This window comes from Amycolatopsis sp. cmx-11-12 (assembly GCF_046269425.1).
GTDB lineage: Bacteria > Actinomycetota > Actinomycetes > Mycobacteriales > Pseudonocardiaceae > Amycolatopsis.
The window spans coordinates 1-16948 of record NZ_JADNQM010000074.1 but is presented as its reverse complement, the minus strand read 5'-3'; the positions used below and the strand labels follow the sequence as shown (position 1 = coordinate 16948).

The following is a 16948-nucleotide window of genomic DNA, read 5'->3' as shown; positions in this document are numbered from 1 at the left end:
CGTCACCGCGATCCGCGCCTTCATCGACGGCTGGAACAACCGCTGCCACCCGTTCACCTGGACCAAGACCGCCGACGAAATCCTGCCCCACGCCACCCGTCAACGAACATCAGACGCGCGACACTAGGGGACGATCTCCGCGCAATGCCGGTCGAGCCACCGCTAGCGGAGTTTCGACATCACAGCCGCCCGGCGGCCTTCAGCGCGAGATACCGGTCGGCCAGCCGCGGCGGCAGGTCTTCGGGCACGGCGTCGACGACCTCGACCCCGTGCCGCGCCAGCCGCGCGGTGACCTGGCGCCGTTCCGCCAGCACGCGCTCGGCCGCGGCCGCGTCGTAGACGGCTTCCGCGTCGCCGCGGCCAGCCGCCATCTCGGCGACCCGCGGGTCCGCCACCGAAGCGATCACCAGCTGATGCCGCGAGGTCAGCTTGGACAGCACCGGGAACAGGCCTTCTTCCAGCGGTGCCGCATCCAGTCCGGTCAGCAGGACGACCAGCGCGCGCCGCCTGGTCCGCCGCAGCACCTCCGCGACCATCCCGCGCGCGTCGGTCTCGATCAACGACGGCTCCAGCGGCGCCATCGCGTTCACCAGGGAGGGCAGCAGATCCGTCGAACCCTGGACGGCCGCGTGCACCTGACGGTCGTAGGCCAGGAGGTCGACGCGGTCACCCGCCCGCGCCGCCAGCACGGCCAGCAGCAGCGCCGCGTCCATCGCCGCGTCGAGCCGCGGCGCGTCCCCGACCCGGCCCGCCGAGACACGGCCCGTGTCGAGGACCAGCACCACGTGCCGGTCGCGTTCGGGCCGCCAGGTCCGCACCATGACGTCGGACGCGCGGGCCGAAGCACGCCAGTCGATCGACCGGACGTCGTCGCCGATCACGTACTCGCGCAAGGAGTCGAATTCCGTGCCCTGGCCCCGGATCAGCACCGCGTTGCGGCCGTCGAGCTGCTGCAAGCGGGCCAGCCGGGACGGCAGATGCTTGCGGCTGTGGAACGGCGGCAGCGCCCGCACGGTCCACGGCACGTCGTGCGAACCTTGCCGCGCCGCGAGACCCAGCGGCCCGGTCGACCGGACGGTGATCCTGGCCGCCCGCCGGTCGCCTCGCCGGGTCGGCAGGAGGTGGGTGGTCACGATGCGGCGTTCGCCCGCCGGCAAGGAAAGCCGGTGCCTGTCGTCGGCACCGGCGCTGGGCGGCCAGGCGTCCCGGAGCCACGCGCGCACCGGACGGCCACCGGGATTGGCCACGGTCAGCGTGACCTCGCAGGCTTCCCCCAGCCGCACGGACGTCGCACCGGACCGTGCGAACCGCAGCCGCCGCACGCTCCCTGCGAGCAGAAGATCCAGCGCCACCAACAGAAAGAGCACCGCGGCGGCCAGCCCGATCCCGGCCCAAGAGGGCAGCAGCAAGCCGACCACCGGCGCCGCGAGGAGCGCCAGCAGCCCGAGCCGCCCGGTGACGGCCATCAGCGTGGAACGGGCACGGACGCGAGGACGCGGTCCAGCACACCGTCGGCGGTCACGCCTTCGAGTTCGGCCTCGGGCCGCAGATCGAGCCGGTGCCGCAAAGACGGCCGTGCCAAGGCTTTGACGTCGTCCGGGGTGGCGTAGTCGCGGCCGGCGAGCCACGCCCACGCCCGCGTCGCGGCCAGCAGCGCGGTCGCGCCGCGCGGCGAGACACCGATGCGCACGGACGGCAACGCCCGCGTCGCCCGGCAGACGTCGACGATGTAGGCGAGCACCTCGGGCCGCACGGTGACCCCCGAAACGGCACGCCGCGCCGCGTCGAGTTCGGTGATCCCGGCGACCGGTTTGATTCCGGCCGCGACCAGGTTCCGCGGGTCGAAACCCTGCGCGTGCCGGGAAAGAATGCCGAACTCGTCCTCACGGGACGGTGTCGGCATGGTCAGCTTCAGCAGGAACCGGTCCAGCTGCGCCTCGGGAAGCGGGTACGTGCCTTCGTATTCGACCGGGTTCTGCGTCGCGATGACGATGAACGGATCGGGCAGCGGCCGGGTCTTGCCGTCACTGGAGACCTGACGCTCCTCCATCGCCTCCAAAAGTGACGACTGCGTCTTCGGCGGGGTTCGGTTGATCTCGTCCGCCAGCAACAGGTTCGTGAACACCGGCCCCTCGCGGAAGGAGAACTCACCGCTGTGCGCGTCGTAGACGATCGAGCCGGTGATGTCGCCCGGCATGAGGTCCGGGGTGAACTGCACCCGGGTCGTTTCCAGGTCCAGCGCCGCGGCCAAGGCCCGCACCAGCAAGGTCTTCGCCACGCCCGGTACGCCTTCGAGCAGCACGTGTCCCCGGCACAGCAACGCGATGATGAGTCCGGTGACGGCCGCGTCGTTGCCCACCACGGCTTTCCCGACCTCGGCGCGCAGGGCGATCAGCGCCGCCCGCGCTTCGGCCGCACTGTCCACACCGGACTGTTCGGTCTGTTCGGTACTCAAGACCGCTCCACCTCTCGTTCCACGACATCGAGTCCGTCCGCCAGCCGCACCAACGCGGTGTCGTCGGCGGGCGGGTCCCCATACAGCAGCGCGCCGATCTCGCCCGGAGCACGGCCGGTCCGCGCGGCGACGGATTCCACCAGCGCCGCGGGTTCGGCGTCGCGGGGCAGCCCCAGCAACGGCCGGAGCCGCGCGCGGGCCGCCTCACGCAGGGTCTCCCCGGCGTGTGCGGCGGCCCTCGCCTTGCGATACAACCGAGCCCGTCCCTCGGTGGCCTCGGCCGCGCGCACCACGACCGGGATCGGCTCGGTCACCACCGGCCCGAGTCTCCTGGAGCGCCACAGCGCCAGCAGCACCACCGCGATACCGGCCTGCAACGCGGCGTACGACCAGCCCGCCGGGATCAGTTCGGACAGCGGTTTCTTCTCGTTCTCCAGCGACGGATCGGCAGGCGTCGGCAGGTACCAGACCAGCCGCTCGTGCTTTCCGAGCATCCGCATCGTCAGTGCCGCGTTGCCCTCGTCGGCCAGCCATTCGTTGGACAGCGGCTCGGGGGCACCGAGTACGCTGACCGTCCCTTGTGGACCGGGTACTTCGAGGTACGAGCCGCCGTAGCATTCCTGCGCCCTCGGCTGCGTGGCCGTGTACTTCAGGCCGCCCATGGTCGCGCCACCGGCCGCGACGGGATCCGCGGCCGGACAGTCGGGCTGGCGAGTCTCCGTTTCGAGCTGACCGTTCACCCGCACGCCGGGAAGCATCTCGTCGACCGTGCTCGGGCTCGGCTGCACCAGCACGATATGCGGGGAGATCCGCCGGAGTTCCGTGAACGTACTCTTGGGCACGTAGCCGGGCTGGGTGATCAGGACGGTCGCGCCCTCCGCGAAGTCCTTGGCCTCGGCCGCCGTGCGCACCGGGGTGATCTTGACGCCTTCCCGTTCCAGCAAGGCGGCCAGCGCACGGCTTCCGCCGGGCTCGTACGAACCAGGGTCGAGCGAGCCGGTGGTCTGCTCACCGCGGAAGAGGACGAGCAGCGTACCGGTCAGCACGATCAGGAGGACGACCGCGAGCGGGAGCCTTATCCCGCGCCAGATCCGGCGGGCGTCGGGCGAAACGGAGGTCATCCGGCCGCCAGTGCGACGGGCCTCGCGCGGCGGCAGCGTTCGTCCAATTCGGACAGTGAACGGTAGCCCGCCTCACTGGCCGGGATTCCTCCATAGTGGACGTCGTCGAACAATCGGGCACCGGCGCTCAGCGCGTCGGCGACGTCCGGGAGCAGTCGTCCGGCTTCGACGGCGGCCTCGTCGGCGGTCCGGCCGGATTTCTCGTCCAGCAGCGCCCGCTCCTCCAAAGACCGCACCACGGCACGGAAGATCTCACGGACGGCTTCGTCGAAGTCGCCTCGCGACGCGGCGTCCTCGGCCGCCTTCCGGTGTTCGCCGGAAGCCTTGCGCTGTCCGGCGAACACGGCCCTGGCGCCCTTGGCCGCCGTCGCCAAGGGGCCGGACCGCAGCCGGATCACCACCACCAGCACGATCAGCACGACGACGAGCAGCACGACCGCGAAGATCCCGCCGGGTACGGCGCCGTTGACGGTGTCCAGGAAGCGCAGCACCCGCTCGACCAGCCAGGTGAACGCTTCGGACAACCAGCTCGGTCTCGCGGCCTGGTAGGTCGGATCCGCGAGTTCCTCGATGGCGCGCAGCCGGGCGGTGTCCCGGTCGATGTCGACCGGGACCTCGGTGAGGAAGCGCGTCACCATGCCTGCGGCGGGGGCGGCGTCGCGATCCCGGCCGCGCGGGCCAGTTCGATGTCCATGCCTTCGCGGCGCATCCGCTGGTCGATGTAGAGGATCACGGTGACCAGCGCGGTGAACGGCCCGACGATGGTCTGCGCGATCACCGTGCCCACCGACTGGAGGATCAGGTCACCGGTCGAAGGGATGTACATCTGGTCCAGATTGCCGAAGATCGACAGGAACGCGCCGAAGCTGAACGGCAGCGTGATGATCGACGCCAGGAACGACGAGATCACGTAGGCCAGCAGCAGGATCCCGAAGACCCGCCAGAACATCCCCGAGACCAGCTTCACCGAACGGCGGAACGCCTCCATCACGGTGCCGCGTTCGAGGATGAACGCCGGACTGGCCAGTGCCCAGAAGGTGTAGGGGATGATCGCCGGCAGCAGGCAGAAGATCGCCCCGACCAGGATCGCCAGCGTGTAGAGCACGGTCAGCCCGAGCAGCGGCAGCAGCCGGGGCGTCGCCTCCTTCAGGGCTTCCTTGAAGGTGACCGGCTTGCCGAGGACGGCCTTGCCCATCAGGACGGTCAGGAATCCGGTGAGGATGGTCGTCCCGAGCAGGGTGGCGACGAGGGTGATGAACGACGACGCCAGTGTCCCGCCCAGCAGGCCGAGCATCTGGTTCATCAGTTCCTGATCGGTGGCCGCGGGGCCGAGATCGCGGACCTGTTCGAGGTCGCCGGTGGTGTCGACCAGCAGCAACCCGACCAGGTTGATGGCCGCGGTGAGCACAGCGGTCACCGCGGCGGCGCCGAAGACCATCCGCCAGTACTTGCGCATGGCCGTGACCGCGCCGTCGAGGATGTCGGTCAGGTTCAGCGGGCGCAGCGGAATGACCCCGGGCCTGCCGAGGCCGACCTTCCAGTTCGGGACCTGCTGCTGTGGTGGTTGATAGGACGGCAGTGGCGGCGGGGTCGCCCCCGACGGGGACTGCCACTGCTGCTCCGGCGCCGGTGGCGGCGGCACTTCACCCTGCGGCGGCGTCGGTGCGTCCGCCTGCGGCTTCGGCCTCTCGGTACCTTCCGGCCCGGACGGTCCGCCGGTCTCCGTCATGCGACAGCCCCTTACCCGTTCGCGTTGCTTACGCACACTCTTCCAGAGGGTCCGACACCCAGCCAGAGCTGGGGGGACGACACTGATGGGTGACCGTTCGGCTCACGCTGGATACCCTCTGCTGCCGAGCAGTGGGAGAGGAAGCCGTTAGCTCGTTATGCTGAACTATCGGGCCGGGTACCCCCGGTTCGCCCCTAGAACCACCGGGACCGACTTGATGACGCAACCGCCCCACGGCCAGTGGCCGCCACGCGGCGCCGTCCAGCCACCGCCGGTGCACGGCCAGCCCCCTGCCCAGTGGCATCACGGTGCTCCGCACCAATTCCCGCCGCCGCCACCACGCCGGTCCGTCGGCGCGATCGTCGGCATCTGCCTCGGCGCGGTCGCCGTGCTGGTCCTGGGCCTGGTCGCGATCGTTTCACTCAATCGTGACGGCAAGGATCCCGTAGCGAACGCGGGCTACCAGACCCTGCCGAACCCGACTTCCCCGGCGGCCCTGCCGCCGAGCGGGTCGTCGTCACCCTCGTCCTCTCCGGACCCGTTCCCGAGCTCGTCGTCCAGGGCGCCTTCGTCGTCGAGCGGGCCGCAAAAGGTCCTCAAGCTGGGTGATCACCCGATTCTCCAGGATCCCAACGCGGGTTTGCAGAACCGTGTCTGCTCGCTGCCGCAGTGGCAGAGCAGCCAGCAGGCCGCCGAGGCGTTCTTCACCGCGGCGGGCAAGTGCCTCGACAACGCGTGGGGCCCGTTCCTCGAGGCCTATCGCCTGCCGTTCACCCCGCCCGCCCTGCACTTCCCGACCGGCGCCAGCTTCGAAACCGAATGCGGCACGATCCAGGTGGGCATCGCGACGGCGGCGTACTACTGCGAGAACAACCTCTATGTGCCGTTCCGGGGTCTTCAGACCGACCAGTACGGCAACAACCCCGGCGTCTACCTCGCCCTTTTCGCGCACGAGTACGGGCACCACGTCCAGGAGGTCGCCGGACTGATGGACGCGGCCTGGCAGAAGATCTACGAAACGGGCCAGAACAGCCCCGCCGGGCTGGAGATGTCGCGGCGCAAGGAACTACAGGCGCAGTGCTTCTCCGGGATGTTCCTCGGCGCGCACGTCGACCAGGGCGGCACGGTCAGCCGGGACATGTACAACAAGGCATGGAACGACCAGGAGACCCGGGGCGACAACACCTCACGCAGCCAGGACCACGGGACGAACGCGCATTACGCGTCCTGGTGGCGGGCGGGCGCGAGCAACAACCGGGTCGCCGACTGCAACACCTTCTCCGCCCCCGCGAACGCTGTCTCCTGACCCACCCTTTCGCGATTCGTCACCTGGTTGCCCGGTCCCTCCGGTCACCGGGCTCGTGAGTGGTGAGGACAGGCAGGGCCAAGAGTGTCTTAGGTACCTACTGGGCTCCGGGGTGCGATTGATCGCAGGTTCGGCCCATGATTGCCCGGCTGCCGTGTCGCGAAAGCCACTTTCGGGACGTCTGATGTCCCGAAAGTGGCTTTCGCGACACCCGCGATGGCTGGTGCGGCCTTCACGCGCCCCGGTCAGGCCGTCGCCAGCCGACGCGGCCCGCGTACCACGAGATAGACGTACATCCCACCGGCGAAGCAGCTGAACACCAGCAGAGCCAGTCCGACCGGTCGTCGCGCGTCGCTGGCCCCCGCCGCCGAGTCGGCCGCGTGCACCGAGACGGCATCGCCGGAAGCGCCGTCGGGGACGACGACCTCGAGCCGCTCCCCCTTGCCGTGCCCGCAGCCGTTGAGCGATGCCTCCATCGGCTTACCGCCGAATTCGAATTTGACGGTCTCGGTGGCCCCGCCCGCCGCGCAGGGTGCGGGCTGGACGACCTCGGCCTGGACGGTCGTCCCCTGGGTCTCGCTCCTGATGCCGAACAACCCCGGCCCGGCGAACCAGGCAAGGAAGATCACCAGCAGACCGGCACCGGCCGCCACCGCCAGGGAGTTCCATCCCGGGGTGAGCCCTCTGGCGGGGTCCGATCGCTTGCGCACGAACGCCATGCTTCCAGAACACGGCGGCAAAACACAGCGAGCCCTTGTCCGGGGGCCGGTGATACCAGCGGCAGAACACCGGAGCCCACTTGTCCGGGGGCCGGTGATACCAAAGGTCCCCCGCTACCGCTCGATCGTCTCCGCGGACGTCACCTTGCGGATGTACAGCAGCCTGTCGCCCGGCTCGATCGCGTCCGCCTGCGGGGCGTCCACGCGGTACAGGACGCCGTCGCGGACGACACCCAGCACGATGTCCGGCAGATGCCGCGGCGAACCGCCCTCTTCCGACGGCTCCACCGGGCGTTCGGCGATCGCGAGGCCGGACTCGGGGGTGAGCAGGTCCTCGACCATGTCGACCACCAGCGGCGTCGACGTCGCCATGCCGAGCAGGCGCCCGGCGGTCTCGCTCGACACCACGACCTGGTTCGCACCCGACTGCTTGAGCAGGTGGACGTTCTCCGTTTCACGCACAGAAGCCACGATGTGCGCCTTCGGTGCCAGCTCGCGCGCGGTCAGCGTGACCAGCACCGCGGTGTCGTCCCGGTTCGGGGCGACGACCACGGCCTTGGCCCGCTGTACCCCGGCGACGCGCAGCACGTCGGCACGGGTGGCCGAACCGTGCACGACCACCAGGCCGAGCGCGGTGGCCGCTTCGAGGGCTTGCTGGTCGGTGTCGACGACGACGATGTGGTCGGGTTCGACGTTCTCGTCCCCGAGCAGCGCGTTGACCGCAGACCGGCCCTTCGTGCCGAATCCGACGACGACCGTGTGGTCACGCACCTTCGTCCTCCACTTTTGGATCTTGAAAGCCTGGCGGGAGCGCTCGGTGAGCACTTCGAGTGTGGTACCGACCAGGACGATGAGGAAGAGCACCCGCAGCGGGGTGATCACCAGGACGTTGATCAGCCTCGCCGACGACGTCGCGGGCGCGATGTCACCGTAGCCCGTGGTCGACAGCGACACTGTCGCGTAGTAGAGGCTGTCGAGGAAGCTGAGCCCGTCGCCGTTGGCGTCGCGATAGCCGTCCCGGTCGAGGTAGACGATCAGCACGGTCGCCAGCAGGGCGAGCATCGCGCCGATGATCCGCTTCAGGATCGACCGCAGCGGGCTGACGGTCAGTTCCGGCATCCGGATCACGCCGACGAGCTCATGGTCCGGGCGGTCGCTCAGCCTGACCGGGAAACGCTTGAGAACCCTCATGCACAGGCTCCGGCCTGGTCCGCGTCACTCACGGTCGGGAGGATAGCCGACGAGCCTTACGTTCAGCGCGGTATGCGAAGCTCAGGGCATGTCCTCGGATTCCCAGCCGTCCCAGCGGCCCGCATACTTCCTCGCCGGCCTGCTCGGTGCGGCCGGTGTCCTGCACTTCGTCCAGCCGAAGCCCTTCGACGCGATCATCCCGAAGCAGCTCCCGGGCTCGCCGCGGGCGTGGACCTACGGCTCCGGTGTCGCCGAGCTGGGGGTCGCCGCCGCGGTCGCCGCTCCGAAGACGCGACGGCTCGGCGGGCTGGCGGCCGCGCTGCTGTTCGTCGTGGTCCTGCCGGGGAACGTGAAGATGGCCGCCGACGCCGACCGCCGGAAGGCCCCGAAGGTCTTACGGGCGGCCTTCTGGGCCCGCGTCCCCCTCCAGATCCCACTCGTGACCTGGGCCCTGAAGGTGCGCGACCGCGCCTGACGACCCCTGCGTTTCGGCACCTACTTGCGATAGTTGCGCGCGCGACTATCGCAAGTAGGTGCCGAAACGCTAGATCGTCGGGACGCGTCGTAAGAGGTCTCGCAGGCCTTCGGCGTCCAGCAGGTCCGCCGGGCGGACGGTCTTGTCGTGTTTCACGTAGTGGAACGCCGCCCGCACCTTCTCCACGGGGATCTTCCTCAAGGCCGCCCACGCCAGCCGGTACGCCGCCAGCTGCACGGCCAGCGGCGCGAGCCGCTCCTTCTCCGGCACGGCACCGGTCTTCCAGTCGACGACGGTCCAGCCGCCGTCGGGATCGGCGAACACCGCGTCCATCCGCCCGCGCAGCGTCACCCCCACGACGTCGGCCGAGAACGGGACCTCGACCGCGTGCGGCACCCGGTTCGCCCACTCGCTCTTCTCGAACGCCGTCTGCAACGCCTCCAGCTCGGAATCGGGCGCCTCGTCGACGTCCGCCGCGCCCGGCAGGTCGTCGATCTCCAGCAGCTGCTCACCGCCGAACCGCTGCTCCAGCCAACCGTGGAACGCCGTCCCCCGGCGCGCGTAAGTATTGGGGCGCACGGGAAGCGGCCGTCGCAGCCGTTTGGCCAGCGCGGCAGGATCGGCCGACAGCTCCACCAGCTGACTCACCGAAAGATGCGGCGGCAGCACGACCTGCTGGACCCGGTTCTGCGCCTGCGCGCGTTCTTCCAGCAGTACCTTGGTGTCGGAGATCCAGCCGTCCGGATCGTCCTCCTCCTCGGAGGCACCTTCCTCGGCGTCTTCCATGGCACCGAGCACCAGATCGACGCCGTTGGTGACGCCCTCGCGCCGCGGCCACAGCGGATCGACCGGCCACCGCGCCTTGCGTGAATCGGCGACCAGCGGGTTGTCTCCGTCGGCCTCGGGCTCGTCGGCCCAGTGCTCGATGCGGCCGACCGAGTTCCCCCGCATCACCTCACCGATTTCGAGCAGGAACTCCGACGGCCCTTTCGGCCGCGCGCTGCTCTCGTTCCACCAGTGCCCGGAAACCAGCAGTGTGTGCTCGGAGCGAGTCAGCGCGACATAACAGAGCCGCCGCTCCTCATCCGCCTCCCGCGCCACGAAACCTTCTTCGTGCAGTTCCAGCGCTTCCTGGACTTCCTTGCGGTCAAAGCCTTCGGACACCCGCAGCTCCGGCAGGTCTTCCGAGTCCCCGCGCAGCGCGGCCGGAAGCGAGGTCGACGTCCGCAGCCACGACGACGAGCGCCGCCTTCCCGGGAAGACCTCCTTGACCAGGTGCGGAACCGCGACGATGCGCCATTCCAGCCCCTTGGCCGAGTGCACGGTCAGCACCTGGACCCGGTCCGGGACGACCTCCACCTCGCCGGGGGTGAGCCCGTCCTCCGCGTGCGCGGCGGTGTTCAGATAGTCCACAAAGGACAAAAGGGTGGCCGTCGGCGAGGTCTCGGCGAAATCCGTGACGACGTCGGCGAAAGCGTCCAGGTGCGCGCGCCCGGCGGGCCCGGGACGGGCCAGCGATTCGACGTCGAGCAGCATGGTGCGTTCCACGTCGGCGACGAGTTCGGGCAGCGACTGGTCGAGGCGGCGGCGCAACGCCGAAAGCTCGCCCCCCACGCGGCGGATCCGCCGGTATCCCTCGGGCGAATACCGGTCCGCGGTACCGGGGTCGTCGATCGCGTCGGCGAGCCCGGCCTGTTCGACCCGTTCGGTCACCAATACCGGTTCGTCCACATCGGACTTTTCCGAAGGTGGCACCGGCGAGGAGAGTTCACCCGCGCGGCGCCACAACGCCGCGAGGTCGGCCGCCGCGATCCGCCAGCGCGCCCCGGTCAGCAACCGCGCGGCGGCGCTGCCCGCGAGCGGATCGGCGAGCACCCGCAACGTGCTGACCAGGTCCGCGACCTCGGGTTCGTCGAGCAGACCGCCGAGGCCGACGACCTCCACCGGAAGCCCACGGGCCCGCATTTCGGCCGCGATCGGCGCCATGTCGGCGCGGCGTCGCACCAGCACCGCGGCGGTCGGCGGCTTTCCGGTCTCCTCCACCGTTTCGAACCAGCGCTTCGCCACCGCGTCGGCCACCCACTCGCGTTCGGCGCGAATGTCCGGCAGCAACGCGGAGGCGATGTCGGCCGTGCCCGCGCCTTCCAGCGCACGAAGCCGCGCGACACCGAGACCGCGCTCCCGCAACGGTTCCGAGATCGCGTTCGCGAGCTCCAGTACCTCGGGAGGGTTGCGGAAACTGGTCAGCAGCCCGAAATCCAGTGCCGGGACGAGCCGTTCGCCGTTGTCTCGCGGGAAGTCCGTGGTGAACCGCGGCAGGTTCGCCGCGCTGGCGCCGCGCCAGCCGTAGATGGCCTGCGCCGGGTCGCCCACCGCCGTCACCGGCATCGGCGGATGTTCGACGCCGCCGAACAGCGACCGCAGTAGGATCCGCTGAGCGTGGCCGGTGTCCTGGTACTCGTCGAGAAGCACCGCGCCATAGCGCTCGCGTTCCCCCGCGACCACCGCCGGATAGCTGCTGGCGAGCTGCGCGGCCAGCGACATCTGGTCGGCGAAGTCGAGTGCGCCCTCGGCCCGCTTGCGCGCGTGATACGCCTCGACCAAAGGCAGGAGAGCGAGCCGGAACCGTTGTGCCGTCATGACTTCGGCGAGTTTCTGCGGCAGCGCCGCGCGTTGCCCCTTTGCCCGCGGCGCGTTCTCGATGACCTCGCACAGCCACGACGTGTACTGCGCCAGCCGTTCGGTTTCGACCAGGTGCTCACCGAGTTCCCCGGCCAGCGCCAGCAGCTGCGCCGTCACCGTGGAGGGCACGCGATCGGTGTCGAGGTCATTGTCCCAAGTGGACACCACGCGATGCGAGAACTGCCACGAAGACGTCTCCGAAAGCAGCCGCACCCCTGGCTGGACCGGCAACCGCAGGCCGTGTTCGGACAGCAGCCGTCCGGCGTACGCGTGATAGGTGAGCACCGTCGGCTCCTCGGCGGTCACCGTCATGCGGAGGTCGCCGGTCGGGTCGATCCTGTCGAGCAACCCCGATCCGACGAGGCGGCGCAGCCGGGTGCGGACGCGTTCGCCGAGCTGGCGGGCGGCTTTGCGGGTGAAGGTCAGGCCGAGGACACGTTCCGGTGGCACGATGCTGTTGGCCACCAACCACACCACGCGTGCGGCCATCGTTTCGGTCTTGCCCGCGCCGGCACCCGCCACCACCAGCGACGGCTCGATGGGGGCGGCGATGACCTCGGCCTGCTCGTCGGTCGGGCTGTGCAGGCCGAGCGCGCAGGCGATCTCGGCCGGTTCGACCTGACGGCGCTGGAGTTCGGAGATCAAGGGCCGGTCACCTGCCTGCCCTCGGGCCGCAGCGGGCAGCAACCCCTTGCCGGACAACGATCACAGTCCGGGTTCTCGGTGACCCCGTACTCCGGGCCCGCGGCGGATCCGGCCGCCGAACGCACCAGTTCGAGCCACTGCTTGCCGCCGTCCTCGTCCAGCGGCGCCTGCTCACGCTGGGTGGATCCGGTCTTGTTGTTGGACTTCGCGACGTAGACCAGCCGCGCGCCACCGGGTTTCGAACCGCCCTCGACCGCGCCGAGCAGCACGGCGAGCTGGTACGCGGCCAGCTGCGGATGTTGTTCGGCGTCGGAGGCGGAGATCGGGACCTTGCCGGTCTTGATGTCGATGACGACCGGACGGCCGTCCTTGTCCATCTCCACGCGGTCGACGCGGCCGCGCAGGAGCACGCGGAGGTCGCCTTCGCCGACCGGCAGCTCGACTTCGATGTCCTGCTCGACCCCCGCCTCGATCAGTTCCTTCCGGCTGGTTTCCAGCCAGGAAATGAAGTTCCGCAGCATCTGCTCGACCCGTGACCGCTCGCGGCGCGAGAACCACGGCGCCCCCGCGTCCACCCGCACCCACGCCTCGTCCAGCGCCGCGCGGATCTGCTCGTCGCTGCTGCCGCCCGCGACCGCCTGCGCGAGCCCGTGCACCAGGGTTCCGGTGACGGCCGCGAGTTGCGCCGGGTCACTGCCGCCGTGACGTTCGATCAGCCACCGCAGCGGGCATTTGACCAGAACCTCCACAGTGGACGGTGAGATGCGGATGAGATCACCCGCCCCGTGCACGGGTTCACTGGTGGAAGGTTCCAGCAGGCCGTACCAGGTGCCCGGATGCGCGCCCGGCACCCCGGCGGCGGCCAGTTTGGCGAGCTGACGTGCCGCCCGCTGCCGTCTTTCGGGCTCGCTCGCCTCATCGCAAACCACCTCGCGCAGTTCACCGACGAGTTCGGCGAGCACCAGCGAACGGCCCGCCGGTTTCATCCGCGAGTCGAGGCCGCCGTCGTCCGCGCCGTTCTCCTCCAGATCGTCGATGAACCGCGAGGGCTGCTCGTCCTCCCCCGCGACCGCGCTGACCAGCAACGTCTTCCGCGCGCGGCTCGCGGCGAGGTAGAAAAGCCGTCGCTCTTCGGCGAGGATCGGCGCGGTGGCGGACACCTTTTCGTCGTCGACGCCGGACATGAGGTCGACCAGCCGCTCGACGCCGAGCACGGAACCACGCAGCCGCAGGTCCGGCCAGCTGCCCTCCTGAACACCGGCGATCGCCACGACCGTCCACTCGCGACCGGCGGACGCGTGCGCGGTGAGCAACGAGACGCCGTCGCTCTTGATGGCCGCGGGCGCCAGCGTGCCACCGGCGATGTTCTGCGACGACAGGTAATCCGCGAACGAGGCGACACTCGCCCTCGGCAACCTGTCGACATAGCGACCGGCCCCGTCGAAGAGCGCGACGATCGCGTCGAGATCCCGATCCGCCTGCGAGCCAAGGGAACCACCGCGGTCGACCAAACGCAGGAAGCGCTGCTCCAGCGCGCTGGACTGCCACAGCTCCCACAGCACCTGCTCGACGCCTTCGCCACGCACGACGGCTTGATGCGCCGCGTGGAGCAGGCCACCGATCCGGCGCATCGGCAGCGCCTCCGCCTCGGCCAGGCCAGTGAGAACGTCGTTGGCGCGCAAGGCTTCCACCAGCAGCTCGTCGCTGGATCGCTGTCCACCGCCCGCGAGTTCCAGCCTGCGCAAACCGCGACGCAGCCGCCGCAGGGCCAGCGGATCCGCACCACCCAACGGCGAGGATAGCAACATCTCAGCGAGGTCGACGTCGAGCAGTTCCGGATCGGCGGCGAGCCGCAGCATCGCCAGCAACGGCCGGACGGCGGGTTGTTTCGCGAGCGGCAGTTCCTCGGTGGCCGAACCGATCGGGACTCCGGCGGCCCGCAGAGCACGTTGCAGGACAAGGAAAGTACGGGCTGGCGACCGGACGAGCACCGCCATCTCCGACCACGGGACGCCGTCGACGAGATGCGCGCGGCGGAGCTGATCGGCGATCCAGCTCGCCTCGGACGCCGGAGTCGGCATCAGCCGGACGCGGACAGCACCACCCTCGGCGTCCGGCGCGTCGACGAGTTTGCGCTGTGGCGACGAACCCGGCAGCACGGAGCCGAGTTTCGTGACGGCCGTGCGGATCACCGGGGCGAGCCGGTGCGCGGTGGTCAGCAGGACCGTGCGCTCGCCGTCGTCGTCCGCGTCGGCGAACAGCCGGGGATCCGCGCCACGGAAGGAGAACACGGACTGATCCGGGTCACCCGCGACGACGAACTCGTCGGCCGCGTGCCCGATGAGCCTGACGAGCTGCGTCTGCAACGGGTCGAGATGCTGGGCGTCGTCGACGAACAGATGCCGGACCCGGCGCTGCTCGCGTTCGCGCAGTTCGGGGTCGTCCTCCAGCGCCAGCAGCGCGGAAGTGACGAGTTCCGCCGCGTCCAGCGCCGGAGCGCTCGCCACGCCCAGCGCGTTGCCGCCCGCGCCCTGCAACAGCGTGACCTCTTCGTACTGGCTCCAGAAATGCCCGGCCGCGATCCACTCGTCACGGCCGCGACGCCTGCCGAGTTCGGCAAGATCCTCCGGGCCGAGCCCTCGTTCGGCGGCGCGGAGGAGAAGGTCTCGCAGTTCCTCCGCGAAACCGGGCACGTTCAGCGCTGGCCGCAACTGTTCCGGCCAGTCGAGCGCGCCCGCTTCGAGGTCACCCGCGAGCAGGTCTCGGACGACGACGTCTTGCTCCGCTCCGGCCAGCAGGCGCGGCGGCGGGAGTTCGTCGGCCTGCGCCTCCATCCGCAACAGCGCGTACGCGTACGAGTGCACCGTGCGCACGAGCGGCTCGCGGATCGTGCGGGGCAGCGGATCCTCTTCCGGATCGGTGGTGAGACGGTGGGTGATGTCGGCGCGGAGGGCCTCGGCGGCCTTGCGTGAGGTGGTCAGGATGAGCACGCTCTCCGGGTCTGCGCCCTCGGCGATGCGCCGCGACGCCGCCGACGCCAGCAAGGCCGTCTTGCCCGTACCCGGGCCGCCGAGAACCCTGCGGAAGCCGTCCGGAGCAGCCAACAGACGGCGGGCGCTGGAATCCCACTGGAACGACGGCGTGCCGGTGACCGGCGTGCGGACCAGCCGCGCGTCGGTTCCTGCCGCTGTTCGCCGCCCGTTCACGCCCACGATGGAACCACGCCCCGCCGACACAACCTCGCAGCGGCACGGCAAAGTGGTCCCATGGATGACGAACTGCACGAGCGGGTGCGCGAGGTCATCGCGAGCGTGCCCGCCGGCTCGGTCGCGACTTATGGGGATATAGCGTCGGTTTCGGGAGCCCCGTCACCACGGTTGATCGGGCGGATCCTCAGCGAGGACGGCCAGGACCTCCCCTGGCACCGTATTCTGCGCGCCGATGGGACACCGGCTCCGCATCTGCTCGACGAGCAGCTGCAACGGCTGCGCGCGGAGGGCGTCCTGGCCACTGGCCAGCGCGTCGACCTGCGAAAATACCGATGGCAGCGTGATCCCGATGACGACGCTGACTCGGGCGGACTTTTTTAGGTTAGCCTCGCCTAATGAGCTACATCGAGGCGAAGGTGACCGGTGTCCGACGGCTCACCCCGCACATGAGCAGGGTGACCTTCTCGGGGGCGTCGCTGGAAGACCAGGCACCCGACCAGTACCTGAAGGTGTTCTTCCCGCAGCCCGGCCAGCCGGAACCGGTGCTGCCCGCGCCGCTGGGCGGCGACGAGGTGTACTCCTGGTACAAGACCTACCTCGCGATGCCCGACGACGTCCGCCCGCCGATGCGTACCTACACCGTGCGCGCGCTGCGGCCGTCGGTGCAGGAGGTCGACATCGACTTCGTGCTGCACGGCGACGAAGGCCCCGCTTCGGCGTGGGCCGCGACCGCTTCGGAAGGAGACCGGGTCGCCTTCCTCGGGCCACACGGGCTCTACAACGTGCCCTCGGACACGAACTGGCAGCTACTGGTCGGCGACGAGACCGCGATCCCGGCGATCGGCGCGATCGTCGAGGCCCTGCCCGCCGGAACGCGAGCGGTGGTCTACGTCGAGATCGGTGATCGCGAAGACCGGCAGGTCTTCGATACGCAGGGGACGGTGGAGCTGCACTGGGTGGTGCGCGGCTCTGGCAGCGTCGGCTCAGCGGTGCTCGAAGCCGTGCGAAAGGCGGAACTGCCGGGCGGGACCCCTTACGCGTGGATTTCGGGCGAAGCGAACATGGTGAAGCTGGTGCGGCGGCACCTCGTGCGGGAGCGCGGCGTGGACAAGCGGGCGATCTGCTTCACCGGGTACTGGCGGCAGGGAGTGAGCGAAGAGGCTGCCGGACGTGAGGCGATGCGACAGCGGGAAAGCGGCGAGGTTCCTGCCGAGGAGGACTGAGGGTTCTCGCGCTTCGGGGTGCGGGGGGCGGGTGGACTCAATGTGGCATTGGGGGCGTTGAGTGCACCCAATGCCACATTGGGGACTTTTCATCTTGGTCTTGGCTGGTGGGGTGGGGTTGACCGGGTGTGTTAATGCCGGGGTGGGGTGGTGCTTGTCAGATGTGCCGGGTGCGTTGTTCGTGCTGGATGAG

General features: G+C 69.9%; 13 protein-coding genes and 1 pseudogene. 5 read left to right on the top strand and 9 right to left on the bottom strand.

Going from position 1 to position 16948, the window contains the following annotated elements; translation table 11 throughout:
- A pseudogene (locus tag ACLARN_RS43430) lies at nt 1–127 on the top strand (IS630 family transposase); the annotation flags it as partial.
- Between the two features lie 52 nt (nt 128–179).
- On the opposite strand, the gene ACLARN_RS43425 reads toward ACLARN_RS43430, so the two are convergent.
- The 5 genes from ACLARN_RS43425 to ACLARN_RS43405 are packed head-to-tail and all read right to left on the bottom strand — an operon-like array spanning nt 180 to nt 5305.
- Nucleotides 180–1466 carry a DUF58 domain-containing protein gene (locus ACLARN_RS43425; protein ID WP_409497336.1) on the bottom strand — a complete coding sequence of 429 codons (1287 nt, stop codon included), beginning with the start codon at nt 1464–1466 and terminating at the stop codon, nt 180–182.
- The gene (locus ACLARN_RS43420; protein WP_409497335.1) at nt 1466–2455 is read right to left on the bottom strand and encodes an AAA family ATPase; all 990 of its coding nucleotides are present in this window, start codon (nt 2453–2455) and stop codon (nt 1466–1468) included. The genes ACLARN_RS43425 and ACLARN_RS43420 overlap by 1 nt, the downstream gene beginning before the upstream one ends.
- Nucleotides 2452–3576 carry a DUF4350 domain-containing protein gene (locus tag ACLARN_RS43415; protein WP_409497334.1) on the bottom strand — a complete coding sequence of 375 codons (1125 nt, stop codon included), beginning with the start codon at nt 3574–3576 and terminating at the stop codon, nt 2452–2454. The genes ACLARN_RS43420 and ACLARN_RS43415 overlap by 4 nt, the downstream gene beginning before the upstream one ends.
- Nucleotides 3573–4214 (bottom strand): DUF4129 domain-containing protein, encoded by a 642-nt coding sequence (locus ACLARN_RS43410; RefSeq protein WP_409497333.1) that lies wholly within the window; start codon nt 4212–4214, stop codon nt 3573–3575. Before ACLARN_RS43410 ends, ACLARN_RS43415 begins: the two co-directional genes overlap by 4 nt.
- Nucleotides 4208–5305 (bottom strand): hypothetical protein, encoded by a 1098-nt coding sequence (locus ACLARN_RS43405; protein ID WP_409497332.1) that lies wholly within the window; start codon nt 5303–5305, stop codon nt 4208–4210. The genes ACLARN_RS43410 and ACLARN_RS43405 overlap by 7 nt, the downstream gene beginning before the upstream one ends.
- A gap of 217 nt (nt 5306–5522) precedes the next feature.
- Between ACLARN_RS43405 and ACLARN_RS43400 the strand changes: the two genes are divergently transcribed.
- Nucleotides 5523–6611, top strand: a complete 1089-nt coding sequence (locus ACLARN_RS43400; protein ID WP_409497331.1) for a neutral zinc metallopeptidase — start codon at nt 5523–5525, stop codon at nt 6609–6611.
- A 245-nt stretch (nt 6612–6856) separates the two neighbouring features.
- On the opposite strand, the gene ACLARN_RS43395 is transcribed toward ACLARN_RS43400, so the two are convergent.
- On the bottom strand, nt 6857–7264 hold the full coding sequence (locus ACLARN_RS43395; RefSeq protein WP_409497337.1) for a hypothetical protein: 408 nt from the start codon (nt 7262–7264) through the stop codon (nt 6857–6859).
- A 180-nt stretch (nt 7265–7444) separates the two neighbouring features.
- The gene (locus tag ACLARN_RS43390; protein WP_409497330.1) at nt 7445–8521 is read right to left on the bottom strand and encodes a potassium channel family protein; all 1077 of its coding nucleotides are present in this window, start codon (nt 8519–8521) and stop codon (nt 7445–7447) included.
- Nucleotides 8522–8609: 88 nt separating this feature from the next.
- On the opposite strand from ACLARN_RS43390, the gene ACLARN_RS43385 reads away from it, so the two are divergent.
- Entirely contained in the window at nt 8610–8996 is a 387-nt protein-coding gene (locus ACLARN_RS43385; RefSeq protein WP_409497329.1) for a hypothetical protein, read from the top strand.
- Nucleotides 8997–9065: 69 nt separating this feature from the next.
- Here ACLARN_RS43385 and ACLARN_RS43380 read toward each other — a convergent pair whose 3' ends face one another.
- Together ACLARN_RS43380 and ACLARN_RS43375 are read right to left on the bottom strand one after the other, a co-directional pair.
- Nucleotides 9066–12323: an ATP-dependent helicase gene (locus ACLARN_RS43380; RefSeq protein WP_409497328.1), complete on the bottom strand. Its 3258-nt coding sequence runs from the start codon at nt 12321–12323 to the stop codon at nt 9066–9068.
- On the bottom strand, nt 12320–15535 hold the full coding sequence (locus tag ACLARN_RS43375; RefSeq protein ID WP_409497327.1) for an ATP-dependent helicase: 3216 nt from the start codon (nt 15533–15535) through the stop codon (nt 12320–12322). The genes ACLARN_RS43380 and ACLARN_RS43375 overlap by 4 nt, the downstream gene beginning before the upstream one ends.
- Before the next feature lie 54 nt (nt 15536–15589).
- On the opposite strand from ACLARN_RS43375, the gene ACLARN_RS43370 reads away from it, so the two are divergent.
- Nucleotides 15590–15913 (top strand): MGMT family protein, encoded by a 324-nt coding sequence (locus ACLARN_RS43370; protein WP_409497326.1) that lies wholly within the window; start codon nt 15590–15592, stop codon nt 15911–15913.
- Nucleotides 15914–15927: 14 nt separating this feature from the next.
- Nucleotides 15928–16755 carry a siderophore-interacting protein gene (locus ACLARN_RS43365; RefSeq protein ID WP_409497325.1) on the top strand — a complete coding sequence of 276 codons (828 nt, stop codon included), beginning with the start codon at nt 15928–15930 and terminating at the stop codon, nt 16753–16755.
- The last annotated feature ends 193 nt before the right edge of the window (nt 16756–16948 follow it).